The following is a 26,144-nucleotide window of genomic DNA, read 5'->3' on the forward strand; positions in this document are numbered from 1 at the left end:
CCCGTTCTGGGTCAGGGGGTTAACGTCGATTAATGGCGCCTATTGTAACGGAAAAGCGCCTCGTCGGAACCGATATCAGCAACAGGCGTTGCCCATGATAAAGGGAATAGCAGTTAGCCCTGTGCCAAGCGCCAGACGGCGGCTACATTACGCGCAGTGACTTCCAGGTTATTGGCCGCCTCCGCCAATGCGTCCTCTAACGAGACGACACGATCGAGCACCGAAAAGGCCGCGTCAATGCCATGTTGGTGCACCACCTGATAATCTTTCGACAGGCTGCCGGCAATGCCGATCACCGGCAAACCATAACGCTTGGCTACCCTCGCAACGCCAATCGGCGTTTTACCGTGGATTGATTGGCTATCGAGCCGCCCTTCGCCGGTGATCACCAGATCGGCATCGCGCAATGCCTCGTCCAGCCCCAAGGTTTCAATCACGATCTCGATGCCCGGTCGCAGCCTGGCGTTGAGCATACCAAGCAATGCGGCCCCCATGCCGCCCGCCGCACCGGCCCCCGGCATATTGATCACCTCACGGCCGGTTGCTTGCTCCAGCAAGGTGCCGTAATGACGCAGCGCCGCGTCCAACTGCGCAACCATTTCTGGTGTTGCCCCCTTTTGCGGGCCAAACACTGCAGAGGCCCCATGCGCACCACACAGCGGATTATCTACATCACAGGCCGCGGTCACACTGACCTGCTGCAAACGTGGATCCATGGCTGAAAGATCGATATGCGCCAGCTGCGCCAGTGCCGCGCCGCCCGGTAGCAATAGATTTTGTTGATCATCCAGCAGCTTGGCACCCAGCGCCTGCATCATACCGGCGCCACCGTCGTTAGTGGCACTGCCGCCGATGCCAAGAATAATCGACTTCACACCGCGTTCTAGCGCTGCCAGTATCAGTTCACCGGTACCGTAGCTGGTGGTGATCCGTGGATCACGCTGCGCTTTGGGTGCCAGGTGCAGGCCAGAGGCCGCAGCCATCTCAATAACGGCGGTTTCCTCATCCCCCAGCAACCCGTAAAAAGCCTGTACCGGTTGGCCCAACGGACCCGTAACCTCAACCCTGACGATTTCCCCACCGGTAGCGGCGACCATTGAATCCACCGTACCTTCACCGCCGTCTGCCATCGGCAGCTTTACATACTGCACGTGAGGGTAGACTTGGCGGAACCCGCGCTCAATCGCCTCGGCCACCTCCAGCGCGCTCAGGCTCTCTTTAAACGAGTCCGGGGCAATAACCACTTTTTTCAGCGTTTTCATCAGTATTCCTTATCCCGCCAGATTAAATACGCCAAACATCAACGCCGAGACGGTTGCAATAGTGAAGCCGATCAAGGTTTCATACGGCAACAATTTCAACCGCTGATGCACCGCCATATTGACGCTGCCACCTGTGGCGTGGAAGAAACTGCCGTGTGGCAGATGGTCCAGCACTGTCGCACCGGCATGGATCATCGCCGCCCCAGCCAGACCACTGACGCCCAGTTCCAGTAATGTGCTGCTGAATACGCCAGATGCCACCGCGGTACCCGCCGTCGTCGACGCAGTCGCCATCGACATCAGTGCCCCCGACAGCGGCGCAAGCAGCCAGGCCGGCATACCGGTGTGGGTCAGCCCGTTAATCAATGCATCCTTCAGCGCCGAGTTGGCGATAATACCGGCCAGCGTGCCGGTACCGAGCAGCATAATTGCCACTGGAGCCATACGGGACAGCCCAGAAACCATAAACTGATTGCACTGGCGGATTCGCCCCATCAGCAATGCCCCCACCAGCCCCCCGGCCGGCAGCGCAATCAGCGGATCAATGGCGATGCCCGCAATGGGACGTAACGACAGCAATACAATGGCAACCAACGGCGCACTGATCGCCGCCGCAAAGCCCGGGCGAGACCCTTCGGCATGTTGAGTCAACTCCTCCGCCATCACCTTGTCACCCTTGTTACTCAAACGCCGGGCAAGCAGATAAGCCACCACCAACCCGCACAGGCCAGGCACGATACCGGCCATCATCACAGAGGTCAGCGGTACGTGGAAGTTGTCGGCAGCCGCAATGGTGTTTGGGTTTGGCGACATCACGTTACCGGCCTTACCCCCCCCGATCATCGCCAGCAAAATGGCGGCGCGTGATATCCCGGCCTTTTGAGCGATTGAAAGTGCGATGGGTGCCACAGTGATCACCGCTACGTCGATAAATACGCCGACCGCAGTCAGGATCAGTGTAGCCACCGCCAGGGCCAGCAGCGCACGGGTTTCTCCGACTTTACGAACGATAGTTTCAGCAATCGTGTGTGCAGCACCGGACTCAATCAGCACCCCGGCCAGCACACCGGCCGCCAGAATGCGCATCACGGCATTGGTGATGCCCTGAGCACCGGTAATCATCAGTGTCACGGTCTGCACCAGATCGGCGCCGCCGCATAACCCACCGGCCAATGCACCGGCAATCATGCCGTAGGCAGGTGGGACCTTGCGTAGAATCAGGACAATAGCGACGATCAATGCGACCAGTGCCCCAAGCGTGGATACCGTTGTCATTATTATTTTCCCCGTTGTTGGTGTGGGGAAAACATATCCTGAGCCTCAGGCATTAGCGTGAGAGAAAGCCACAAAAACGTGCGCGGCTGTCCGCCACAAAGTTGTGGCTTTACACAATTCAGTCGTGCATCAACATGCCGATATACAACTGCAACGCATCAGTTAACTGATTGATTTTTAGCCCCGTAATAGCCTCAATGCGCTGCAAGCGGTAGCGGAGTGTATTGACGTGAATATGAAGTTCGGCGGCGGTTTGCGTCTGATCACAATTCCGCGAAAAATAGTGCCGCAGGGTGCTACGCAATACCCCTTTTTCATCGCTGGCACCTAATACCTGCCAAGGCCGAGAAAGCTCTTGGGCACGCCAATCCTCACCTAAGTCACACAGTAATGAGGGCAACGGAAAATCTTGATAGAACAGCGTTTTATGGCGCAACTTCAGTCGCTGCGCCATCGCCTGCGTAGCGCGTGCCGTCAGATTTGAACGATGCAGCCCCGATTCACCGTTAAAAAAACCGCCGATGATCAGGCGCAGGTTAAAGCGCGATTGAAGCTGTGCCTGCAACTGCTGAGCCTGCTTGCGCTCCTGTTTCAAACTCCATTTGCCTTGCACCAGGCAGGCAGGCCGCAGCAGGATCATTTCATTGAAGCCCGTCATTGCGATCAGTGCTTCACGTTGGGTGTGTTCCAACTCTGTCAGCAGTTCACGCAGAAAATGCGGCTGGGGATCCTGCAATTCAACTATCCAGACAATACGCGGTTGTTGCAGATCCAACCCCAAATAGGCAGCCATCGCCTCCAGTGAGGCCGATGCCGGTTGCGGTTGCAGTAACTGATTCGCCAGTTCCTCGCGGTAGCGTTTTTCCCACTGGTTTTGATCCAGCAAAGCCGCCTGCTCCACCATCAGCTCCGCCGCCATTTTCACCAACTCGGCATAGGCACGCACCTGTGCCGGCTCACCGGAAATGCCGATCACTCCCACCTGCTGGCGACGAAAACTGAATGGCAGGTTGATGCCGGGCCGAACACCTTTCAAATGCGTAGCGGTCACCGCATCGATTTCCACCACGCGATCCTCTGTCAGTGCCAACACTGCGCCTTCATGGCGTTGAAACAGTCGTGAGGGATTGCCGGAAGCAATGATGACACCATTGCTGTCCATCACGTTGACGGAATGATTGATGATGCCCATCGCCCGCTGCACGATCTGGCGTGCGGTGGATTCTGCCAGCAAATTAGTGGGTCTGTGCATACCGGCTCCTGCTATGCATGGAAATGCTGGCAGTTATACGCCATTTTCCCGGCGTTATTAAAGATCGGTGCCGCAACAAGCCGTAGCGATCACACTTCGGCGGCAAAAGACAAAAAAAACGCCAGGCCTAAGGCCTGGCGTTACGCACAGCAATAAAAACCGATCAGCCGAGGATGGTCGCCAGTTCTGCGCTCACTTCGGTCACTTTACGGGTGCCGTCGATTTTACGGTATTGGGTGTTACCTGCTGCAGCTTCTTTGCTGTAATAGGAAATCAGCGGTGCAGTCATCTGATGATATTCCACCAGACGTTTACGTACGGTTTCTTCCTGATCGTCTTTACGTGTCGTCAGTTCTTCACCGGTCACGTCATCTTTACCTTCCACCTGCGGCGGATTGAATTTAACGTGATACACGCGGCCAGAAGGCGCATGTACGCGACGACCCACGATACGATCAACGATCAGCTCGTCTGGCACGTCAAATTCCAGCACGTAATCCACGTTGATACCGGCTTCTTTCATCGCGTCAGCCTGTGGAATAGTGCGTGGGAAACCGTCAAGCAGGAAGCCATTACGGCAATCTTCCTGGGTGATGCGTTCTTTAACCAGTGCAATTACCAGTTCATCGGTCACCAGCTTGCCGGCGTCCATGATCTCTTTCGCCTGCTTGCCCAGTTCACTGCCGGCCTTCACGGCTGCGCGCAACATATCACCAGTAGAGATTTGCGGAATACCGTATTTCTCCATGATGAATTGAGCCTGAGTACCTTTACCAGCGCCCGGAGCGCCCAGCAGAATGATACGCATTGCGTAAATCCCCTTGCTATTATTCCCTTCGTCTTTCAAACCGCAGCGTTGTTGGCTGCGCACACTCATCCCAGCCACTTACCAAAGTAAGCTCCCGGGTCTCACGCGCTTGCCGTCTGGCCGCAAATTGAAATCTTTTGGGTATTAAGTTTTTATAAAATTGCGAAAACGCTCAACCATACCATTTCAGGGGGGGCTGGCTCAAGATACGCGAGGAAATCGATTGCGGAACACAGGGCGTAAAACAGAGGATAAAACGCGGAAAATCAGTGATAAAACAAAAAAATACGCCCCTAACACGCAGGCCAGGGGCGTATACAATCGGAATTATGCGGACAACAGCTTATTCATGCGGCGAATAAACTGGTTTGGATCTTCCAGTGTGCCACGTTCAGCCAGCAGCGCCTGATCCAGTAACAGGTCAATCCATTCAGCGAATTGTTCGTTATCACCCACGTCGGATGCGCGTTTGACCAGTGCATGCTCCGGATTCAGTTCGAAAATGTATTTTACGGCCGGTGCTTCCTGGCCGGCAGCGGCAAACAGTTTCGCCATCTGGGTACTCATTTCGTCGGCATCGGTGATCACGATAGCCGGCGTATCCGTCAGGCGGTGCGTCAGGCGCACATCCTTCACACGATCCCCCAGCAGCGTTTTCACGCGATCAACAAACGGCTCCAACTGCTTCTCAGCGGCCTTCTGCTCTTCGGTTTCATCCGCCAGCTTGTCCAACGCCTCGTCCGCCTTGCTGACCGACTGGAACGGCTTACCGTCAAACTCAGTCAGGTAGCTCATCATCCATTCGTCAATGCGATCGGACAGCAGCAGTACTTCAATGCCTTTCTTACGGAACAGCTCCAGGTGCGGGCTGCTCTTGGCGGCAGCATAGCTGTCAGCAGTGATGTAATAGATCTTCTCCTGCCCTTCCGCCATCCGGCCAACGTATTCCTCCAGCGAAACGGTTTGCGCCGAGCTGTCGCCGTGAGTGGAAGCAAAACGCAGCAGTTTGGCAATGGCTTCTTTGTTGCCGCCATCTTCCGCTGGACCCTCTTTCAACACCAGACCGAACTGCTGCCAGAACTTTTGGTAGCCTTCGGCATCGTCTTTAGCCAGCTTTTCCAACATCTGCAATACGCGCTTGGTCAACGCACCGCGCAGGTTTTGCGTCACGCGGCTGTCTTGCAGAATTTCACGCGAAACGTTCAGCGGCAGATCGTTGGAATCTATCAAACCACGCACAAAACGCAGGTAATTCGGCATGAACTGCTCGGCGTCATCCATGATGAATACGCGCTGCACATACAGCTTCAAACCGTGCTTGTGATCGCGGTTCCACATATCCCAAGGTGCCTGTGCCGGGATATACAGCAGGCTGGTGTATTCCTGCTTACCTTCAACCCGGTTATGGCTCCAGCTCAGCGGATCGGTAAAGTCGTGCGCGATATGCTTGTAGAATTCTTTGTATTCTTCGTCGGTAACGTCAGCCTTGCTGCGGGTCCACAAAGCCTGCGCTTTGTTGATTTTTTCCCAGGTAACGGTGCCGTCTTCTTCGTTTTTGGTTTCAATCTCAACAGGCAGTGCGATGTGATCAGAGTATTTGCCGATCACCGAACGCAGACGCCAGGCATCGAGATATTCATCTTCGCCTTCGCGCAGATGCAGGGTGATCTCAGTTCCGCGATCTTCTTTGCTAATGTCAGCGATGGTGTAATCACCTTCACCAACGGACTCCCAGAACACGCCCTGATCGGCCGCGGCGCCGGCAGCGCGGGTGCGCACGGTCACTTTATCCGCCACGATGAACGCGGAGTAGAAGCCCACGCCGAACTGACCGATCAGTTGGCTGTCTTTAGCCTGATCAGAGCCGATAGACTCCAGGAAGGCCTTGGTACCTGATTTGGCAATAGTGCCGAGGTTCTCAATCACTTCTTCACGGCTCATACCAATGCCGTTATCAGCAATGGTCAGCGTACGCTTGTCTTTATCGAAGGACAGACGTACGCGCAGCTCGCCGTCACCTTCATACAGCTCAGGCGTAGACAACGCGCGGAAACGCAGTTTGTCGGCGGCGTCTGAGGCATTGGAGATCAGCTCGCGCAGGAAAATTTCTTTATTGGAGTACAGCGAATGAATCATCAAATGAAGCAGTTGTTTTACTTCAGACTGGAAACCACGGGTTTCTTGACCTTTCATACTCATTGATTACCTCAAAGACAATTTACCCGTCGCCTTTCAAGCCACAGCGTTGCTACCTGCACTCGCTGCAATTTGAAATTCATAGGGTATAACTAATAAAAGCGGACAATGAGGATCAAGTGGGGATAAGGGTGTTGTTTTTCAAGCGACTGGCGGGAAATTTTTGCAGAATAACTGGCGGGGCCGGATAGCCCCGTCAGAGGAAAACATCAATACTTAATGACGTGGCGACCTGCCAATGAATGTGACAGCGTGGTGCCGTCAACCATCTCAAGCTCGCCACCCACCGGCACGCCGTGGGCTATGCGGCTGGCAACCACACCATACTGACCACACATTTCGGCAATATAGTTGGCGGTCGCCTCGCCCTCCACCGTCGGGTTGGTGGCCAGGATCACTTCGGTAATGCTTTCTTTTTCCAGCCGTTGCTCCAGCCTGTCCAAACCGATATCGCCAGGCCCAATGCCGTCCATCGGCGACAAATGGCCCATCAGCACAAAATAGCGGCCGGCGAACTGGCCGGTCTGCTCAATGGCGTGAATATCAGCCGGGCTTTCCACCACACAGATCTGGCCGTTTTGTTGACGGCGCGGATTGGCGCAGATGGTGCAAATATCTTGCTCGGTGAACGTGCGGCAATCGGCACAATGGCCAATTTCCGACATGGCACGGGTCAGCGCCTGCGCCAGGCGCATTCCGCCGCTGCGATCGCGCTGCAACAGCTGGAATGCCATACGCTGCGCCGATTTAGGGCCTACGCCCGGCAGGCAACGCAACGCCTCCATCAGTGTTTCAAGGAGCGGGCTGGTTTGCATCAGAACGGCATCTTAAAGCCAGGCGGCAGTTGCATGCCATTGGACACAGATGCCATCTTCTCTTTCTGGGTTTCGTCGATACGGCGTGCCGCATCGTTGATTGCCGCCGCGATCAGATCTTCCAGCATATCTTTGTCGTCTTCCATCAGGCTCGGATCGATCTCCACACGACGGCAGTTGTGCGCGCCATTGATGGTGACTTTCACCAGGCCAGCACCAGATTCACCCGTCACTTCCAATTTGGCGACTTCTTCCTGCATCTGCTGCATTTTTTCTTGCATTTGCTGGGCTTGCTTCATCAGGTTGCCCAGACCGCCTTTACCAAACATAGTCGTCTCTCGTCGCTAGGGCCGCGCACTTTACGCGGCGTTTAAATGGGGCGAATACTCTCTTCATCCAGATCCGCGTCAAAAAAACGACGCAGCGTCTGGATATTGGTATCCGCAACGATCGACTGACGCGCCTGCGCCAGTTTTTCTTCATAAATGGCTTGTCGCCACTCCAGCGGAGTCCGCTCCGCCGGATTATCGTCTTCCACCACGGTCAACTCAACCGGGCTGCCATACAGCTCGCTGAGCGCATCCGCCAGCACCTTCTGCGCCGAAGGCGAGTTCAGATGACGCTGTGACGACCGCAGATGGAGACAAATCTTACCCGGTTCCAGCCGTTGTTTAACCGCGTTTAATGCCAGTTGCTGTACCAGTTTCGGAATTTTTAGCTTATCGATTTCCGCTGCCCAGGCATCGCGCTCCAGCGACTCAACCACCAGCTTAGCTGACAGTTCGGGCGTTTTCTCATGCTCAAGCGCGGTGCGCAGCGCTTTTGGCGTCGCCAGCGGCTCAGGTTCGGCCTCTGGCTCGGTCAGTGCACGCCAGCGATAAGCTTCCGGCTTGGCCGGTTTTTCATTTACGAGCTTTTCCGCCTGGCGCTGCTGGCTGCGCTCAGTCACGGAAGCTAACCGCTCCAGTGCTGAGTTTGCCGGCCGCGCTTTTCCTGGCGCTGCCGGCTCACTCTTTTTTGGTGTGGATGCTCCCCGCTGCCGTAACAGTTGGGTTCGCGCCTTTAATAATTGCGCGGTGGCATCCGGTAGATTTGCCGATTGATTGGTCTGTGGTGCAGCCTGCCCTAACGGCGGCGGCGCATCCTGAAACTGTGGTGCCTGAGCCAGTTGAGACTGCGGTTGTGCCAGTTGCACAGGCGCCGTCTGCACCATTGCCACCGGCTCTGGGATCACCGCTTTCGGGTGAAACGCCAGCGCACGCAGTAAGGTCATTTCAACCCCCATACGGCGATCCGGTGCAAAAGCCAGCTCTTTACGCCCGACCAGCAGCGTTTGGTAATAAAGTTGCACGTCAGTCGGCGGCAAAGTACGCGCTAACTCACGCAGCCGCTGTTCGATAGCGGCGTAATGGTTGTCCAGCACTGATGGCAGCAGTTGCACCATCGCGATACGGTGCAGCAACGCCAGGGTTTCGACGAGCAAATTCTCCCAATCGACCCCGCGCGAAGCGGCCTGCGCGACTTGTGCCATCACCTTTTCACCATCGGCGCTCACCAACGCTTCGAGAATAGCCAGTGGCTGTTCGTCGTCGAGTGTGCCAAGCATCTGGCTGACCGTAGCGGTGGTTACCTGCCCCTGCCCCATAGCAATCGCCTGGTCAGTGAGGCTCAATGCATCGCGCATGCTGCCGTCAGCGGCGCGCGCTAAAAGCTGCAATGCACGCTGATCGCTGGTGATATGTTCTGCCTGCAGTACCGTTTCCAACTGGCTGCGGATCTGATCGACATCCAACGCCTTGAGATGGAATTGCAGGCAACGTGACAGAATGGTCACCGGCAATTTTTGCGGATCTGTGGTTGCCAGCAGGAATTTGACATGCGCAGGCGGCTCTTCCAGCGTTTTCAACAGCGCATTAAAGCTGTGGCGCGAGAGCATGTGCACTTCGTCAATCAGGTAGACCTTGAAGCGACCACGAGCGGGCGCATACTGGACGTTATCGAGCAGATCGCGGGTATCTTCCACCTTGGTTCTGGACGCGGCATCAATCTCGATCAGATCGACAAAACGCCCCTGCTCAATCTCGCGGCAGTTATCGCATTGGCCGCACGGTGTGGCGGTGATGCCGGTTTCACAGTTCAGGCCTTTGGCCAGCAGGCGCGCAATGGTGGTTTTACCCACGCCACGCGTTCCCGAGAACAGATAGGCGTGATGAATCCGCCCCAGCGAGAGGCCGTTAGCCAGCGCAGTCAGGACGTGTTCCTGTCCGACAACATCTGCAAACGTTTGAGGGCGCCACTTACGGGCAAGAACCTGATAGCTCATTAATACCGGAAAAGTCGAGTAATCTGGAGGGTCATGCTAACACAGGCCCGCGCCGATCCGCGAGACCGTTTATCCCCTTCATCTTTCGTGCCATCGCGTTGTTAGCTTCAGGCCTCACTCCAGTCGCTTACTTGAGTAAGCGCTTGGAACTCACGCGCTTGCCGCCTGACGGTGACACGAAATCTTTCGGGGATATCAATTTTAGATCAGTGGCCGGCGAAATTGACCAGGCTGTAGCATTCAATACCCAAGCCATTCAAACGCGCTTCACCGCCAAGATCCGGCAGGTTGATAATGAATGCTGCGTCTTTAACTTCACCACCCAGGCGGCGGATCAGTTTTGCCGTTGCCTCAATGGTGCCACCTGTCGCCAGCAGATCGTCAACCACCAGCACTTTATCACCTGCGTTGATAGCATCGGTGTGGATTTCCAGCTTGTCAGTACCGTATTCCAGCTCATAGCTTTCGCTGAGGGTCGCACGCGGTAGCTTGCCTGGTTTGCGTACGGGCACAAACCCCACGCCCAGCGCCAACGCAACAGGAGCGCCAAACAGGAAGCCACGCGCTTCGGTGCCCACCACTTTGGTGACGCCCGCTTCGCGGAAGCGCTCAACCAGTAATTCAATACTGGCAGCATAGGCCAGCGGGTTTTCCAGCAGGCTGGTGACGTCACGGAACAGTATGCCCGGCTTAGGGTAATCCGGGATGGTTTTGATACTGTCTTTAATAAACTGAAGCTGCTGCGCAGTAGCGGTCATAATTATTGCCTGATAAAACTGCCTAATGACTTGCGCGCAGGTCGTCTTAAACCCAATCCCGCGATAAACAGGAAAAGGGGAGCACCCCGCGCACGAAAACGCCCAAATCTATGCAAACTGGCGGACAAATGCAACTGTCGCCTGCATCTTTCAAGCTGCAGCCGAAAAGCTACTGGCCATCATAAGCCATAATCAGCGCTGTTTTTGTTGCGACAGGTCAACAACAGGTAGACGCAGCATAAAGGCCAGCAGAATGGCCAACATCAATAACAATAATCCACGAACCCACCAGATTTTAACCAACCACAGCGAAACCGAAAAAGTCAGCACAATCACCAACACGGCCTTCCATTTCGCCCCCGGCGGCAATGCGCGATGCTGCTGCCAATGACGCAGGTAAGGCCCGAACCATGAACGGTACAGCAACCAAGAATGGAATCGCGGCGACGAACGTGCAAAACACCAAGCGGCCAGCAACAGGAACGGCGTCGTCGGTAACAACGGCAATACCACGCCCAGCGTTGCCAACACCACCGCCAGCCAACCGAGGACAATCAATAACCAACGCGTCATGCCACCCCTTAGTGCTTCATCCTGTTGCCGCCTACTTTACCACCGGCATCTGCCGCATCGCCAGCCACTGCAGCCGGAATATGCGCGTGACGCTTGTTTCACGGCGTGATCGCGGGCAAGCTGAACCCAATCTCATTGTCATGGAGCCAACGTGAGCACTCAGCGTCTTTTACAGGTGTTAGAACAACAGATCACCGTACTCGCCGGTGAAATCACACCGCGCGGTGATGCCCCCATTCCGCAGGCACGCTTTGACACAGCGTTGTTTGCCAATCGCGGCACGCGTCTGCGCGATTACCTGACGGAAGTGCAAAAGAATTTTACGCAATTGCAGACCGCAGCCAACGACAATCGCACGACGCAGGTTGCCTTCTTAGCCGAGCGGCTGGTGGCGCAGATCACCGCTCTACAGCGTGAGCTGGCGACTCAGGCACTGCGCCGCAAGAATCAACCCAAGGAAGTGGCGGCAGTCGATTTGTACCACAAGCTGGCTGAGCATCAGGATTATGAGCGCCGAATCATTGCAATGATTCAAGATCGGGAAAGTCTTTTAGGAAGACAAACGACGTTGGCCGCACAGCAAAAATTACAGCATGAACTCGCGGCGCTGGAAGGTCGCTTGATGCGTTGTCGCCAAGCGTTGGCACGCATTGAACGCAGTATTGAGCGCAAAGAAAACGGTTTTTGAAGATTTATCACAATATTTTAATGATTATTCCCCTCTGAGGATCTTGTTCACTATACTCAGCCGAAGCGAAGCATCACTCATTCATCTCAATTAAACGTGGGTTTTATGTCTCTAGAAAATGCCTCTCCAGAACTGCAACTGGCGGTAGACCTGATTTACCTGTTGGAATGCAATGAAATCGATCCAGCCACCGCACTGGCGGCGTTGGATATCGTCAAACGGGATTACCAGGAAAAGCTGCAACGCAATGGCGTGACCTCTCCCTACCTGCCCGTCGGGCAGTAAAAAGGGTTCAGCCTGCGCTGAACCCTTGATTCTCATCCCACTACCCTGCCGATACTCCACCTTCCCCCGGTGATAGCGTCCGTTTGACCTCCTGCACTTCATTGCCCTGCTGATTGTGCAAGTACACCTCAAGCTGGTTGAAGGCAATATTGATGTCGTTCTCACGACATAGGCGTTCGATCGAACGGTTCAGTTCATCAACGGTATAGCTGCGGTCACGCAATTCCCGCACATAAAGGCGCAGTTCATGATCCAGCGTGCTGGCGCCAAAATTAAGGAAGAACACCTGCGGTTCTGGATCGGTCATTACCCGTGGATTGTCATGCGCCGCTTTTAACAGCACAGCTTTCACCTTATCCAGATCTGAACCATAGGCCACACCCACTTTGATCAATACGCGGGTGATGGTGTCTGACAGTGACCAGTTGATTAACCGCTCGGTCACAAAGGCTTTGTTCGGGATGATCACCTCCTTGCGGTCAAAGTCGGTGATGGTTGTGGCGCGAATGCGAATTTTGCTGACCGAGCCTGAGAAACTCCCGATAGTAATGGTATCGCCGATGCGGATCGGCCGTTCGAACAGGATGATCAAACCAGAAACAAAGTTGGCGAAAATCTCCTGCAGACCGAACCCTAACCCCACCGTTAAGCCCGCAGCCAACCATTGCAACTTATCCCAAGAGACACCCAGCGATCCGAGTGCGGTCACGGCACCCACGGTGGTAATCAGATAAGTCAGTATGGTGGTAACAGCGTAAGACGTCCCCTGCCGCAACTGCAACCGCGACAACACCACTACCTCCAGTAAGCCAGGTAAGTTGCGGGTCATGACGTAGGCGACGATCACCGCAGCTATCGCGACCATCATGTTGCCCAGCGTCACCGCCTGCGCCACGCTGCTGCCGGCAACAGTCGCGGTATAATGCCAGAGCGTGATGCTGTCCAGATACGATATTACCGTCACCAGATCCGACCAAATACCGTACAAGGCGCTGGCGAAGATAATAAATAGCGCCATTGTGGTCAGACGCAACGACTGTTCGTTGATCTGATCCAGCGCCAAAGGCGGCTCTTCGACCGGCTCGACCCCTTCGGCCCCCTCTTTCTCCTTCGCCAAACTCTGGCGTCGAGCCAACGCACGCCGGTATGCCAACCGTCGCGCCGCAACGCTCAAACCGCGAATAGCGGTCAGATAAACAATGTTCCACAGGAAGAATAAGTAGAGGCTGTCGATCCAGCGGCCAGCCAGACGCAGTGTGGTGTAGAAGTAACCGGCGAACATCAACCCGAGCAAGATTAGCGGCGTCGCTGCAATAGCGGTGACGATCACCAACCGCACCGCATGTGAGCCTTTCTCACGCCAACTGTCGCGACACATTGGGAACACCAGCACGGCTAACAGCGCCAATGTCAGCATCACCACGACCTGGCCAATAACATCTTCCACCAGCCGTAACGGGGCTTTCTCACCCAGCACTGACCAGAAGATCAGCGGCAGCAGTGCCAAGCCCAAACGCACCGTCTGACGCCGGTAGTGTGCACAGAGTTCAACAGAAAAGTTGAAATGCCGCTCGCTAATGCCGCCACGTGCCAATAAGCGGTAGGTAAAACCGAACACCAGCCAGAACATTGCTAGCTGCTGCGACAACGCCCAAATAAAGTCGCTGAGGCCAATATCCGCGCGGTAACACCAAAAACCAGCGCCGAGCAGTAACGCCGACCCCGGCAATACCTTCAGCAGGGTCAAAATAATGGCTTTTGGCGTATGCAATTGGCTGTCGCGCTTTAACTGTCCGACATCATTCGCCAGCTTCTGCAAATGGTTGTCGATCAGCTTATAGCGCCAGCGTAACAGACCCAGTAACAGCAACAGCGGAATAAGGATGACTAATGAATTCAACCCACCCTGCAGCATTTTGCGGAGGTCTATTTTGAAATCGAGCGCGGCGATTTGATCTTTGACCGCTCCCGGCAATGCTTTCAACCACGCCAAATCGACCGGCTTGTTGCTGTTAACCCAGAAAATCTGCTGGGTTAGCGTATCTCGCAGCGAAGTGTTTACGCTGGTCAACTGTTGCTGATTGATCTGCAAGCTGATCGACTGCGCCAACTGATTACTGAGCTGTTTATTCAACTGATCCAACAGCTCACGCCGCATATCGACGATTTCATTCAAGGCATCAAGCACGTCCGCACTGGCTTTTTCTTTGCTGTCGGCCACCAACTTATTGATGTAGTCATCACCCTTGAACAGATCGTCGCGCTGCTGGTTGATATCAAATTGCTCCAGGCGAAGATCGGCAATGCGTGTCCCCATATCAGCCACCAGCGTTCCTTGAGGCAAACTCTGTTGCTGCTGATACAAAATACGCGACAGCACCAAACTGCCTTTGAGCACCTGGATTTGCTCCTTCAGATTGCGCTCTGCCTGCAAGCCGCGATCGAGCCAGTTCTTTACCCGAATATTCTGTTGGAACAGTACGTTGCTCTCTTCAGTCGCCGCGATCAGCCGCTGACTGAGCTGACGGTTAACGTCCAGTTCTTTGCTGACCAACTGATTGTGCTGAATGTCTGTGGCATCTTCCGGGTTCTGTGCTTCTTTTGCGGTTTTTTCCGATAACGTCAACCGCTTACTGTTGACCACTTCTTGCAGGAGTTGCACGTTGTGGTCCAGAGCATCAATGTGGGCGGTGGTGTAGTCACGCTGCTTCTGCAACAGATCCTGCAAGGTGGTGTTGGCTTCCAGACTTTTCCGTTGCAGATCAATTTGCGCATTGAGCAAGGTCTGTTCAGTGGCCAGCATCACCAACTGGCTGTCGCGCAATGAGCTCTGACCCGGCGTCTGATCGTTGATTTGATTGCGGATTTCCTGCAGGCGTTGCGAAGCGGTATACATACTGCTTTGTACCCGCTCTGGCTGGGTCTGCAATGAAACGAGTTGGCTGTTATATGTCGACAGGTTTTCCTGCGCTGCCTGCAAGTCGTCGAGCGTCTGATAGAGGCGGGTTTCTAACTGTCGCAGGGAAAGCGGCAACAGTTCAGCTCTGGCAGCCGCACTGTCTACCGGCGCTTTCAGCGCCTCCAGATCGGCAGTGACCTGCCGCAATTTACCCGGTGCCAATTGCAGCTGCTGTTTAAGCTGAGCCCCATCTTGTTTGCTGCGTTCAATAGCCTCCAGCAGTTCAAGCGTGCGGGTCAAATCCTGCTGGGTCAGTTTATTCACCGGCGTCAGCGTTTTTTGCTTATTCAACGCATCCAGTTGGCTTTGAATTTCGCTGCGTGACGGCAGATCGCCATTCAGTGTGGCATAGGCCGTGGGCTGGCAGACCGCGCAAACCGCGATCAGCAAAAATAGGGCAAGAGTGCGGTAGAGATCCACACCCAGGAACGGGGGTAACGCTGAAAAAAGGCGTTTAACTAACCTGCGATGCATGATTTAGCTTCGAATCAATAAAGAAGCAGAAAGATTATCACGATCGCAGATAGCCAAAGAATAAGAAAAGCATTGCTGGTGATGTACAGATGTGCCGGGATCAGAACGTCAGCACTTTCTCGGCCGCCAGCGTCCATTGCGCCAACTCAACCAACGTGCCAATCTCTACGCCATCTGCCAACGGCAGCCGGCTGACACCGCGCGCATCCGCGCAGGTTTTACACAGCTTCACCGGCACCTGCTGCGCTGTGAGAATTTCCAGCATCTGCTGCAAATGGTAGCCTTCATGCGGCTGTTGCCCGGCGAGGCCCGCCACTACCGCATCGGACATCAGGAACAGTTTCAGATTGAGGTCGGTTTGCTGTTCTTTCAGCGCAATCGCCAGGCGTAATGCATTAAATAACGATTCGTGGCCATAGGCGGCGCCATTGGCGATCAACACAACAGATGACATAGTGCTTCTCCTTATAAAGGATGACTTTCGACGCTGCACGGCAGTGCCGCCAGCTCTTCCGGCTTGATACGCAAGGTGGGGCTAAACTGAGCCATTTCGAGGAAAGAATCGATCAGCATCGTGGCTTCTGCTTTCAAGTCAAAGCTCTCCGGCATAAACAGCCAATTTTCCATCAGGCCGGTAATATAGGCGTGCAGGATGATCGCCGCACGGCGGGTATGTAAATCAGCAGGCAGTTGGCCATGGCTCATGCAGTCACGCAGTACCGACTCGATGCGTTCGTAACCGGCCAGGTACAGCACTTTACGCGCTTCCTGCAACGGCATCATTTCACCCACGAATTCGCACTTGTGGAAAACGATTTCCATCAGGGCTCTGCGGCGGCTGTCATCGACTGTAGCCGTCAGAATGTAAATCAGAATTTCTCGTAAAATACGCAGTGGATTCTCGGGGAACTTTGCCTGATACTCTAGTTCGAGATCGCCTATTTTCGACTCTGATAATTCCCAAACTTCGTTAAACAGGTCTACCTTGTTCTTGAAGTGCCAATAAATTGCACCACGCGTAACCCCAGCAGCGGTGGCAATATCTGTCAGTGACGTTGCAGAAACGCCACGTTCAGAGAATTCTTGCACTGCAGCATCAAGTATGTGCTGCCGAGTTTCTAGCGCCTGCTGTTTGGTTTTTCGTGCCATGACGTTGTTTTTTAGGGGGAGTGTGATTTACATACATTCGCGTATGTATGTACCATAGCACGCACATATAATTAACGCAGCAATGGGTTTTAAAGCTTGTGATCCATTGATCATTTTGAAATCGGACACTTGAGGTTTTTCTATGAACAAAAACAGAGGGTTAACGCCTCTGGCGGCAGTTCTGATGCTTTCAGGCAGCTTAATGCTTACAGGATGTAACGATAAAGAAACCCAACAGCAAGGCGCCCAACCACCGGCTCCCGAAGTGGGTGTAGTGACGTTGAAGGCAGAGCCTCTCAACATTACTACCGATCTTCCTGGCCGTACCGCTGCGTATCGTATCGCCGAAGTTCGCCCTCAGGTTAGCGGTATTATCCTGAAACGCAACTTCGTTGAAGGCAGTGATATCAAAGCAGGGTCTTCCCTGTATCAGATCGATCCTGCTACCTATCAGGCAAGCTATGACAGTGCCAAAGGCGATTTGGCCAAAGCACAGGCCAGCGCATCGATCGCGCGCGTCACGGTAAACCGCTATAAACCATTGCTGGGTACCAGTTACATCAGTAAGCAGGATTACGATACCGCTGTCTCCACACTGCAGCAGGCAGAGGCCGCAGTGGTCGCTGCAAAAGCCGCAGTGGAAACCGCACGCATCAATCTTGCTTACACCAAAGTGACTTCACCGATCTCCGGGCGTATCGGCAAATCTGCCGTAACTGAAGGTGCGCTGGTGACTAACGGCCAGACCACTGCCCTGTCCACCGTGCAGCAACTTGATCCGATGTACGTTGACGTCACGCAGTCGAGCAACGACTTCCTGCGCCTGAAGCAAGAACTGGCCAGCGGTGCGCTGAAACAGGAAAACGGTAAAGCCAAGGTGAAACTGCTGCTGGAAAACGGCGTGCAGTACGAGCAGGAAGGCACGCTGGAATTCTCTGACGTCACCGTTGATGAAACCACGGGCTCCATCACTATTCGTGCCATGTTCCCGAACCCGAACGATATCCTGTTGCCGGGCATGTTCGTTCGCGCCCGTCTGGATGAAGGCGTGCGTAGCGATGCGTTGCTGGTTCCACAACAGGGTGTGACACGTAATCCACGTGGCGAAGCGACGGCTCTGGTCGTGGGCGCTGACGACAAAGTCGAAATGCGCACGCTGAAAGCGGATCAGGCGATTGGCGACAAATGGCTGGTTACCGACGGTTTGAAAGCCGGCGACCGCGTGATCGTCACTGGCCAAATGAAAGCCCGCCCAGGCGCTCAGGTAAAAGTGCAGGAAGTTGACACTCAGGCGCAAAAGCAGCCGCAGTCTGAAGCGCAGAAGTCATAAAAAGGAGCCGGTAAGACATGGCTAAGTTCTTTATAGATCGCCCGATTTTCGCCTGGGTAATCGCCATCATCGTCATGTTGGCGGGGGTGCTTGCAATAATGAAACTGCCTATAGCGCAGTATCCAACTATTGCACCACCTGCGGTCAGTATTTCCGCAAACTATCCGGGCGCGGATGCAAAAACGGTTCAGGATACCGTCACTCAGATTATCGAACAGAATATGAACGGTATCGATAATCTGATGTACATGTCCTCCACCAGTGACTCCTCTGGTAGCGTCACCATTACATTGACATTTAACTCTGGCACCGACCCTGATATCGCACAGGTTCAGGTTCAGAACAAACTGTCACTGGCTACACCGCTGCTGCCACAAGAAGTACAGCAGCAGGGCCTGAAAGTTGAAAAATCGAGCAGCAGCTTCCTGATGGTTGCCGGCTTCATTTCCGACGATCCGAGCATGACTCAGGACGATATCGCGGACTATGTGGCCTCTAACATCAAAGACCCTATCAGCCGTTCATCCGGCGTAGGTGAAGTGCAACTGTTTGGTGCCCAGTATGCCATGCGTATCTGGTTGGATCCGAACAAGCTGAACAATTTCCAACTGACCACGACGGATGTGACGTCCGCCATCACCGAGCAGAACAACCAGATCGCCGCAGGGCAGCTGGGTGGGATGCCACCGGTGCCAGGTCAACAACTTAACGCCTCCATCATTGCGCAGACCCGTCTGACCTCTCCAGAAGAGTTCGGTAAAATTCTGCTGAAGGTGAATGCTGACGGTTCTCAGGTTCGCTTGAGCGATGTAGCGCACATTGAACGCGGTGCGGAAAGCTATGCCGTTACGGCGCGTTACAACGGTAAACCTGCTGCTGGCTTGGGTATCAAACTGGCCACGGGTGCCAACGCCCTGAACACCGCGAAAGCGGTTAAAGACGCGTTGACCAAGATGCAACCTTTCTTCCCTCAAGGGATGAAAGTGGTTTACCCGTACGACACGACCCCGTTCGTTAAAATCTCCATTAACGAAGTGGTAAAAACGCTGATCGAAGCCATCATCCTGGTGTTCCTGGTGATGTATTTGTTCCTGCAGAACTTCCGCGCAACGTTGATCCCAACGATTGCGGTACCGGTGGTATTGCTGGGGACCTTCGCTATTCTCGCGGCGTTTGGCTTCTCGATAAACACCCTGACGATGTTCGGCATGGTGCTAGCGATAGGCTTGTTGGTGGATGACGCCATCGTGGTGGTAGAGAACGTCGAGCGTGTGATGTCCGAAGAGGGACTCCCGCCGAAAGAAGCCACCAAGAAATCGATGGAACAGATCCAGGGCGCGTTGGTCGGTATTGCTATGGTGCTGTCAGCGGTATTCGTACCAATGGCATTCTTTGGCGGCTCAACGGGTGCCATTTACCGTCAGTTCTCCATCACTATCGTTTCTGCGATGGCACTGTCAGTCCTGGTTGCGTTGATCCTGACACCCGCGCTGTGCGCCACCATGCTCAAACCGGTGCCGAAGGGCGATCACGGGGTTAAAACCGGCTTCTTCGGTTGGTTTAACCGCATGTTCGAAAAGAGCACCCACCACTACACCGACAGCATCGCGGGCATTCTGCGCAGCACAGGTCGTTATCTGGTGATCTACCTGCTGATCGTCGTCGGTATGGGGCTGTTGTTCCTGCGTCTGCCGTCTTCGTTCCTGCCGGAAGAAGACCAGGGTATTTTGTTAACCATGGTGCAGTTGCCAGCGGGTGCGACCGAAGCACGTACCTCTAAGGTACTGGAAGAAGTCACAGACTACTTCCTGACCAAAGAAAAAGATAACGTGGTTTCTGTGTTTACCGTAGCGGGCTTCGGCTTTAACGGTAATGGTCAGAACAACGGTCTGTCGTTCGTCAGTTTGAAAGACTGGTCCGAGCGTAAAGGTGAGCAAAATAAAGTGCCCGCGATTGCAGGCCGCGCCATGGGTGCGTTCTCGCAAATCAAAGACGGCTTGGTATTCCCGTTCAACTTGCCAGCGATTATCGAACTGGGTACCGCGACCGGTTTCGACTTCCAGCTGATTGATCAGGGTGGCCTGGGCCACGAAAAACTGACTGAAGCACGTAACCAGCTATTGGGCATGGCAGCCAAGCATCCCGACTTGCTGGTGGGCATGCGTCCAAACGGCCTGGAAGATACGCCGCAGTTCAAGCTGATTATCGACCAAGAGAAAGCCAAGGCGCTGGGTGTCAGCATCACCACCATTAACAGCACGCTGACAACGGCACTGGGTGGTTCGTACGTTAACGACTTCATCGACCGCGGTCGTGTGAAGAAAGTATACGTACAGGCTGACGCACCGTTCCGTATGTTGCCAGAAGACATCAATAAATGGTTTGTTCGTGGCACCAGCGGCCAGATGGTTCCGTTCTCCGCCTTTGCTTCAGCGAAGTGGGAATACGGCTCCCCGCGTCTGGAACGTTATAACGGCCTGCCTTCCATGGAGATTCTGGGTCAGGCTGCACCGGGTAAGAGTACCGGTGAAGCAATGAACATGATGGAAGAGTTGTCTTCGAAACTGCCGAGCGGCATTGGTTACGACTGGACCGGTATGTCTTATCAGGAACGTCTGTCCGGTAATCAGGCCCCAGCGCTGTACGCCATCTCGATTCTGGTGGTGTTCCTGTGTCTGGCAGCGTTGTATGAGAGCTGGTCAATTCCGTTCTCAGTTATGCTGGTTCTGCCACTGGGGGTTATCGGTGCGCTGTTGGCAGCGACGATGCGCGGTCTGAACAACGACGTGTACTTCCAGGTGGGGCTGTTGACCACTATAGGTCTGTCAGCGAAGAACGCCATATTGATTGTGGAATTCGCCAAGGATCTGATGGATAAAGAAGGTAAAGGTCTGATAGAAGCCACGTTGGAAGCGGTGCGTATGCGTCTTCGTCCAATTCTGATGACTTCATTGGCCTTCATCCTCGGGGTACTGCCGCTGGTTATCAGTAGCGGTGCAGGCTCCGGTGCACAGAACGCAGTAGGTACCGGCGTGATGGGCGGGATGATTACCGCAACCGTCTTGGCCATCTTCTTTGTTCCGGTCTTCTTCGTGGTGGTTCGTCGCCGCTTCAGCAAGAAGTCTGAGGATGTGGAACACAGCCATCCGGTCGAGCATCACTGATAACACGGTGAGTGCTTACCTCTGAATACAAAGGCCGCTTATGCGGCCTTTTCCTTTTGGTTCATCCGCTTAATGCAAATCACTCTCATTAATTTATCTACAAATGCATTTTGTACTTGATCCGTGATGCCGTGCAGCGCATAATTATTGTTATAGTATAACATTACATTGGAGCGCATCATGAAAGCAGGCATCCACCCAAACTACCGCACCGTCGTGTTCCACGACCTCAGTGCCGATACCTACTTTAAGGTGGGTTCGACGATTAAGACCGACCGCACCATTGAGCTTGAAGGTGAGAGCTGGCCGTACGTCACTCTCGACATCTCTTCCGCTTCTCATCCGTATTACACGGGCAAGCAGAAAGAGTTCTCGAAAGAAGGCAGCACCGCACGCTTCCAGCAGCGTTTTGGCCGCTTCTTTACTGGCAGCAAGTAAAAGGGAATCGATATGCAGGTTTTGAGCTCGTTGCGTTCTGCGAAAAATCGCCATCCAGATTGCAAAGTCGTGCGTCGTAAAGGTCGTATCTATGTGATTTGTAAAAGTAACCCACGCTTTAAAGCGGTACAGGGACGTAAGAAAAAACGTAAGTAATGCAGTACCCGCTGTCTGTCGCAAAGCCCCGTTGCTGCTCAACGGGGCTTTTTTTATGGAGAAAGCTGAAACAGCAAAAATGCCCTGCCTGACAGACAGGGCAAATCCGTTATTTCATACTGCCGAGCAGAGTATCGACATTGTGCTTGAACGCCTGCACGTAAGTGGCTGCTGGCCCGTTGGCGTTGGATAAGGCCTCTGGATACAGTTCGCCCCCTGCTTTGGCACCCGTGGCAGCGGCAATTTGCTTCACCAGGCGTGGATCGGTCTGGTTTTCAATAAAGTAAGCATTAACCTTTTCTTGTTTGATTTGCTTGATCAAACCGGCCACGTCGCTGGCGCTGGCTTCTGCCTCGGTAGAGAAACCGACCGGGGCAAGGAAGGTGACGCCATATTCTTGCCCAAAATAGCCAAAAGCATCATGACTGGTCAGCACCTTACGCTTTTGCTGAGGCACCGCGGCAAATTCTGTTTTTGCCCACAGATCCATCTTTTGCAACTGCTGGATATACTCCGCGCCTCGCTGGCGGAAATAGTTGGCATCTTCAGGGTCTGCCGCAATCAGCGCATTCATCACGTTAGTCGCATACAGCACGCCATTCTTCATACTGTTCCAGGCGTGGGGATCGGTGATTTCCTTACCATCTTCATTCATCTTCCGCGAATTAACCCCCTGCGATGCCGTAACCACCTGCCCTTTGTACCCTGATGCGCTGACCAGGCGATCGATCCACCCTTCCAACCCCAGGCCACTGACAAACACCACATCCGCTTGTGAAAGCAGCTTGCTGTCTTTCGGTGACGGCTCAAAACTGTGTGGGTCGCCGTCCGGGCCTACCAATGTAGAGACACTGACATGCTCTCCCCCCACCTGCTTGACGATATCACCGAGGATAGAAAAACTGGTAACAGCGTCGACAGTCTTCGCCATAGCCAATGGGCTGGACAGCAGAGCAGCCACTGCCAGCGATATAGGTAAACGTTTCATACTTTCTCCTTGCACATAGCACTTCTCAACGGCGCGCGAGAGAGTAGATTCCCCCACGCGTCCCAAACAGAATCGAAGCAAAAAAGATTACGCTGGCACTCAGCACGATTGCAGGACCGGCGGGCAATGACGCGTAGTACGACCATTCAAGCCCAATAAAGCTCGAAAGCATGCCGATCCCCATAGCAACCGCCAACATGTGCGGCAGATTGCGCGCCCAAAAACGGGCGCTGGCAGCGGGCAACATCATCAACCCAACCGACATCAGGGTACCGAGGATCTGGAAACCGGCGACCAGGTTGATGACCACCAAAGCCAGAAACATCCCGTGTATCAGCGCCAACCAACGGGGTGCGCTGACGCGTAAAAAGGTGGCGTCAAAAGATTCAATCACCAGCGCACGGTACAATGCGGCTAACACCAGCAGAGAGAAGCTGGTTATCGCCCCCACCATTAAAATGGCATGCGTGTCCACCGCCAGGATCGAACCGAACAACACGTGCAGTAAATCAACGCTGGACCCCCGTAGCGAAACTAAAGTCACCCCCAGCGCCAGAGATCCCAGATAGAAACCTGCAAAACTGGCATCTTCTTTCAGCAATGTCCGGCGACTGACCAATCCGGACAGCATCGCTACCGCCAACCCGGCAATAAACCCACCGACGCCCATTGCGACCAGCGACATGCCGGAAATCAGATAGCCGATCGCGGCCCCTGGCAGCACCGCGTGAGATAACGCATCACCAACCAGACTCATGCGCCGCAGCAACAGGAAAACCCCTAGCGGTGCGGCGCTCAGCGACAACGCAAAGCAGGCAACCAACGCACGACGCATAAAGCCGAATGAAGCAAAGGGATCAATAAGTGAATCAAGTAACATCATTGCGCCACCGCCATACGACATACCGGTGGGCTGGCGACATTCAACGCGGGAATATGCTCCAACACTCGACCGGCGGCTCCCCAATGGCAGCATTCTGGTGTCAGTAACAACGCTTGAGGGAAATGGTTAGCCACCATCGACATGTCATGCAGTACCGCAATGACGGTTCGCCCTTGTTGATGCAACTGCGCGATCACCTGCAACAACAATTGCGTCGTTGCGCTGTCGATGCCGGTAAAAGGTTCATCCAGTAAAATCAGCGGCGCCTGCTGGACCAGCAGACGTGCGAACAATACCCGCTGTAGTTGGCCCCCAGAAAGCTCGCCAACCGGGCTATGTGCCATCGCCGTCATACCCACGGTCTCTAACGCTTCAGCAATTTGCAGTACAACGCGTTTGCGCAATCCACCAAACATGCCGCTCTGCGGCCAGCTTCCCATCGCCACCAGATCGCTCACCACGATCGGAAACTGGCGGTCCAATTCAGCCTGTTGCGGCAAATACGCCATCCGCGGTAATGAATGACCGCTGAAGGACAGACTGCCGTTCTGTAGCGGCAAAAGCCCAGCCAACGTTTTCAGCAACGTGGACTTTCCGGCCCCGTTTACCCCGACAACGGCGGTCAGAGACCCCGTAGCAAAGTGACCACTGAGCGGTGGGAACAGAGGTGCACCACCGTAACCGATCACGGCCTCTTGTAACGTTATCATGGCAATGCCACCGCCCAGAGTATGCCTAGCCAGAGTAAAACCAACAGCAATGCGGCAATGCCACAGCGCAACCCTGCAGAGGCCGTGAACAGTGAATGTAATGACGGCGTAGCGTCATCGTGTGATGTGGATGTCAGTTTCATGGTCAGACGACAGGAAATTAAATTGTTATAGTATAACATCACAAACACTTCAACAGCTCAAGCGCCGACCCGGTGATTAATGCAACCGAACGTAACAATAAAGTGAGTAACCTACCGACATGTGACACTTTTTCGAAAACGAGAGCGACTCTTTAGAGGTATGCTGGGTAGCGTCAGGGTTATTAACTGATAAGCAACGTTGGGTTAGTGTAAAAAAGCCTTTAGTTAACGAAAAGTTTACCGACGAAGTGTCCAAAAAGGAGTAAGATAATTAGACGGGAACGCCATAAGGTCAGGCATTAAATGGATCTAATTCTCCACTGTCGAACAATGACGGAAGCACTTTCTGTTAAAAAACTAAAGAAAGCGATCCTCGATAAAATGTCAGAGTTGGAACCGGCATTGACCAGCGGCTTGAGTTTTTATTCAGAAAGTGCGCATTATGCTGAGGGTTCATTAGAGATACTTGATATTCAAGCACTGAGCAACGATAAGTATTCAATGAGTTACCGCTATAAATGGACAATTTTCAATGCCTGTCTGGATATCAACGCCGAGGAATACATCAGCGATAGTGTCACTTTTCGCGTTGCCGAACAGGGACTCATCTTTGACATCATTGATAACTCTCGGCCATCTACAGCAGATGAATTGTAAGTTTACGTAATAACAGCAGGCCAGATGCGAAGAAATGATTTATATTCATTATACGGAAAGTTTATTCTGTCACCTTCATTAAGCTGTCTCCGTCTATGATGTAAATCAGCTTACTCACAGAGTGTTATCAACACCGAAATTAAGACTTACGGAGGGGATGATATGGATGAGTATTCGCCTAAAAGGCACGATATTGCTCAGCTAAAATTCTTGTGCGAAAACCTGTATGATGAAGGCATTGCCACGCTGGGCGACAGCCATCACGGCTGGGTGAACGATCCGACATCTTCCGTCAACCTTCAGCTTAATGAGTTGATAGAACATATTGCTTCGTTTGTGATGAGTTATAAAATTAAATACATGGACGAAAGTGATTTATCGGAGTTAGTCGAAGAGTATCTCGATGATACCTACACGCTGTTCAGCAGTTACGGTATAAATGATTCCGATTTGCGTCGTTGGCAAAAAACCAAGGCGCGATTATTCAGAATGTTCTCAGGAGAGGACATCTGTACGACAATGAAAACTTAGGGGATAATTATCCCCAAATTATTCTTCTCTACGGTTTATAACACCAAAGGTTATCATGACTAAAATTGATTATCTGATGCGTTTACGTAAATGCACCACAATTGACACACTGGAACGCGTCATTGAAAAAAACAAATATGAGCTTTCAGATGATGAGCTTGAGTTGTTTTACTCTGCAGCCGACCATCGCCTGGCTGAGCTCACCATGAATAAACTGTACGATAAAATCCCAACGGCCGTTTGGAAGTTCGTACGATAGTCCCAGCGTAAAATGCGTTGAGCCGATACATTCATCGGCTTCAATGTTCCCCTGCTAGCGTATTTATC

General features: G+C 53.5%; 26 protein-coding genes and 1 other annotated feature. Of the genes, 9 read left to right on the forward strand and 17 right to left on the reverse strand.

From position 1 onward, the window contains the following. Positions 1-113: 113 nt before the first annotated feature. The 10 genes from ACI2J2_RS12440 to ACI2J2_RS12485 all read right to left on the reverse strand — a co-directional run bounded on the left by ACI2J2_RS12440 (position 114) and on the right by ACI2J2_RS12485 (position 11,262). Positions 114-1,262, reverse strand: a complete 1,149-nt coding sequence (locus tag ACI2J2_RS12440; RefSeq protein WP_400768419.1) for a glycerate kinase — start codon at positions 1,260-1,262, stop codon at positions 114-116. A gap of 9 nt (positions 1,263-1,271) precedes the next feature. Continuing rightward, positions 1,272-2,537: a GntP family permease gene (locus ACI2J2_RS12445; RefSeq protein WP_209636477.1), complete on the reverse strand. Its 1,266-nt coding sequence runs from the start codon at positions 2,535-2,537 to the stop codon at positions 1,272-1,274. A gap of 118 nt (positions 2,538-2,655) precedes the next feature. Then, a complete protein-coding gene (locus tag ACI2J2_RS12450) occupies positions 2,656-3,789 on the reverse strand; it encodes a sugar diacid recognition domain-containing protein (RefSeq protein WP_209636479.1) in 1,134 nt (377 codons plus the stop codon). A gap of 163 nt (positions 3,790-3,952) precedes the next feature. Then, positions 3,953-4,597, reverse strand: coding sequence for an adenylate kinase (gene adk, locus ACI2J2_RS12455; protein ID WP_209636911.1), 645 nt, complete (start codon positions 4,595-4,597; stop codon positions 3,953-3,955). Positions 4,598-4,924: 327 nt separating this feature from the next. Then, complete coding sequence (htpG, locus tag ACI2J2_RS12460; RefSeq protein WP_400768424.1) at positions 4,925-6,790, reverse strand: molecular chaperone HtpG; 1,866 nt, start codon at positions 6,788-6,790, stop codon at positions 4,925-4,927. Positions 6,791-7,002: 212 nt separating this feature from the next. Next, positions 7,003-7,608 carry a recombination mediator RecR gene (recR, locus tag ACI2J2_RS12465; protein ID WP_209636481.1) on the reverse strand — a complete coding sequence of 202 codons (606 nt, stop codon included), beginning with the start codon at positions 7,606-7,608 and terminating at the stop codon, positions 7,003-7,005. Next, positions 7,608-7,937 carry a YbaB/EbfC family nucleoid-associated protein gene (locus ACI2J2_RS12470; protein ID WP_012005575.1) on the reverse strand — a complete coding sequence of 110 codons (330 nt, stop codon included), beginning with the start codon at positions 7,935-7,937 and terminating at the stop codon, positions 7,608-7,610. The genes recR and ACI2J2_RS12470 overlap by 1 nt, the downstream gene beginning before the upstream one ends. A 41-nt stretch (positions 7,938-7,978) precedes the next feature. Continuing rightward, a complete protein-coding gene (gene dnaX / locus ACI2J2_RS12475) occupies positions 7,979-9,931 on the reverse strand; it encodes a DNA polymerase III subunit gamma/tau (protein ID WP_400768428.1) in 1,953 nt (650 codons plus the stop codon). Then, positions 8,582-8,646: a sequence feature (DnaX frameshifting element), on the reverse strand. It overlaps the preceding gene by 65 nt. 206 nt (positions 9,932-10,137) lie before the next feature. Further along, entirely contained in the window at positions 10,138-10,689 is a 552-nt protein-coding gene (gene apt / locus ACI2J2_RS12480; protein WP_037425226.1) for an adenine phosphoribosyltransferase, read from the reverse strand. 192 nt (positions 10,690-10,881) lie between these two features. Next, complete coding sequence (locus tag ACI2J2_RS12485; protein WP_265554556.1) at positions 10,882-11,262, reverse strand: DUF454 family protein; 381 nt, start codon at positions 11,260-11,262, stop codon at positions 10,882-10,884. A gap of 151 nt (positions 11,263-11,413) precedes the next feature. Here ACI2J2_RS12485 and priC point away from each other — a divergent pair, with 151 nt between their 5' ends. Both priC and rsmS read left to right on the forward strand, forming a co-directional pair. Continuing rightward, a complete protein-coding gene (priC, locus tag ACI2J2_RS12490; protein WP_209636488.1) occupies positions 11,414-11,950 on the forward strand; it encodes a primosomal replication protein PriC in 537 nt (178 codons plus the stop codon). Between the two features lie 105 nt (positions 11,951-12,055). Then, the gene (gene rsmS, locus ACI2J2_RS12495; RefSeq protein ID WP_020825528.1) at positions 12,056-12,235 is read left to right on the forward strand and encodes a pleiotropic regulatory protein RsmS; all 180 of its coding nucleotides are present in this window, start codon (positions 12,056-12,058) and stop codon (positions 12,233-12,235) included. A gap of 40 nt (positions 12,236-12,275) precedes the next feature. Here the strand turns inward: rsmS and mscK are convergent, their stop codons facing one another. From mscK to acrR, 3 genes are all read right to left on the reverse strand, one after another. After that, positions 12,276-15,668 (reverse strand): mechanosensitive channel MscK, encoded by a 3,393-nt coding sequence (mscK, locus tag ACI2J2_RS12500; protein ID WP_209636490.1) that lies wholly within the window; start codon positions 15,666-15,668, stop codon positions 12,276-12,278. 100 nt (positions 15,669-15,768) lie between these two features. Beyond that, a complete protein-coding gene (locus ACI2J2_RS12505; RefSeq protein ID WP_209636492.1) occupies positions 15,769-16,122 on the reverse strand; it encodes a DsrE/DsrF/TusD sulfur relay family protein in 354 nt (117 codons plus the stop codon). Positions 16,123-16,133: 11 nt separating this feature from the next. Then, positions 16,134-16,817: a multidrug efflux transporter transcriptional repressor AcrR gene (gene acrR, locus ACI2J2_RS12510; protein ID WP_209636494.1), complete on the reverse strand. Its 684-nt coding sequence runs from the start codon at positions 16,815-16,817 to the stop codon at positions 16,134-16,136. A gap of 142 nt (positions 16,818-16,959) precedes the next feature. Between acrR and sdeX the strand changes: the two genes are divergently transcribed. The 4 genes from sdeX (at position 16,960) to ykgO (ending at position 21,905) form a co-directional block, all read left to right on the forward strand. After that, positions 16,960-18,147: a multidrug efflux RND transporter periplasmic adaptor subunit SdeX gene (gene sdeX / locus ACI2J2_RS12515; RefSeq protein WP_209636496.1), complete on the forward strand. Its 1,188-nt coding sequence runs from the start codon at positions 16,960-16,962 to the stop codon at positions 18,145-18,147. Positions 18,148-18,164: 17 nt separating this feature from the next. Further along, on the forward strand, positions 18,165-21,311 hold the full coding sequence (gene sdeY / locus ACI2J2_RS12520) for a multidrug efflux RND transporter permease subunit SdeY (protein WP_209636498.1): 3,147 nt from the start codon (positions 18,165-18,167) through the stop codon (positions 21,309-21,311). Between the two features lie 180 nt (positions 21,312-21,491). Next, complete coding sequence (locus ACI2J2_RS12525; protein WP_037425248.1) at positions 21,492-21,749, forward strand: type B 50S ribosomal protein L31; 258 nt, start codon at positions 21,492-21,494, stop codon at positions 21,747-21,749. 12 nt (positions 21,750-21,761) lie between these two features. After that, a complete protein-coding gene (gene ykgO, locus ACI2J2_RS12530; RefSeq protein ID WP_037425251.1) occupies positions 21,762-21,905 on the forward strand; it encodes a type B 50S ribosomal protein L36 in 144 nt (47 codons plus the stop codon). A gap of 109 nt (positions 21,906-22,014) precedes the next feature. Here the strand turns inward: ykgO and ACI2J2_RS12535 are convergent, their stop codons facing one another. The 4 genes from ACI2J2_RS12535 to ACI2J2_RS12550 are packed head-to-tail and all read right to left on the reverse strand — an operon-like array spanning position 22,015 to position 24,668. Next, positions 22,015-22,893, reverse strand: coding sequence for a metal ABC transporter solute-binding protein, Zn/Mn family (locus ACI2J2_RS12535; RefSeq protein WP_400768445.1), 879 nt, complete (start codon positions 22,891-22,893; stop codon positions 22,015-22,017). Positions 22,894-22,918: 25 nt separating this feature from the next. Beyond that, positions 22,919-23,776 carry a metal ABC transporter permease gene (locus tag ACI2J2_RS12540; RefSeq protein WP_265554563.1) on the reverse strand — a complete coding sequence of 286 codons (858 nt, stop codon included), beginning with the start codon at positions 23,774-23,776 and terminating at the stop codon, positions 22,919-22,921. Further along, complete coding sequence (locus ACI2J2_RS12545) at positions 23,773-24,486, reverse strand: metal ABC transporter ATP-binding protein (RefSeq protein ID WP_209636504.1); 714 nt, start codon at positions 24,484-24,486, stop codon at positions 23,773-23,775. Before ACI2J2_RS12545 ends, ACI2J2_RS12540 begins: the two co-directional genes overlap by 4 nt. Beyond that, positions 24,483-24,668, reverse strand: coding sequence for a hypothetical protein (locus ACI2J2_RS12550; RefSeq protein WP_209636935.1), 186 nt, complete (start codon positions 24,666-24,668; stop codon positions 24,483-24,485). The genes ACI2J2_RS12545 and ACI2J2_RS12550 overlap by 4 nt, the downstream gene beginning before the upstream one ends. 291 nt (positions 24,669-24,959) lie before the next feature. Here ACI2J2_RS12550 and ACI2J2_RS12555 point away from each other — a divergent pair, with 291 nt between their 5' ends. From ACI2J2_RS12555 to ACI2J2_RS12565, 3 genes are all read left to right on the forward strand, one after another. Beyond that, a complete protein-coding gene (locus tag ACI2J2_RS12555; protein ID WP_265554883.1) occupies positions 24,960-25,286 on the forward strand; it encodes a hypothetical protein in 327 nt (108 codons plus the stop codon). Positions 25,287-25,448: 162 nt separating this feature from the next. Beyond that, on the forward strand, positions 25,449-25,817 hold the full coding sequence (gene tomB / locus ACI2J2_RS12560; protein ID WP_004940312.1) for an Hha toxicity modulator TomB: 369 nt from the start codon (positions 25,449-25,451) through the stop codon (positions 25,815-25,817). Positions 25,818-25,872: 55 nt separating this feature from the next. Next, a complete protein-coding gene (locus tag ACI2J2_RS12565) occupies positions 25,873-26,076 on the forward strand; it encodes an HHA domain-containing protein (RefSeq protein WP_044548719.1) in 204 nt (67 codons plus the stop codon). The last annotated feature ends 68 nt before the right edge of the window (positions 26,077-26,144 follow it).

Source organism: Serratia sp. NPDC087055, assembly GCF_044900985.1.
Classification (GTDB): Bacteria; Pseudomonadota; Gammaproteobacteria; order Enterobacterales; family Enterobacteriaceae; genus Serratia.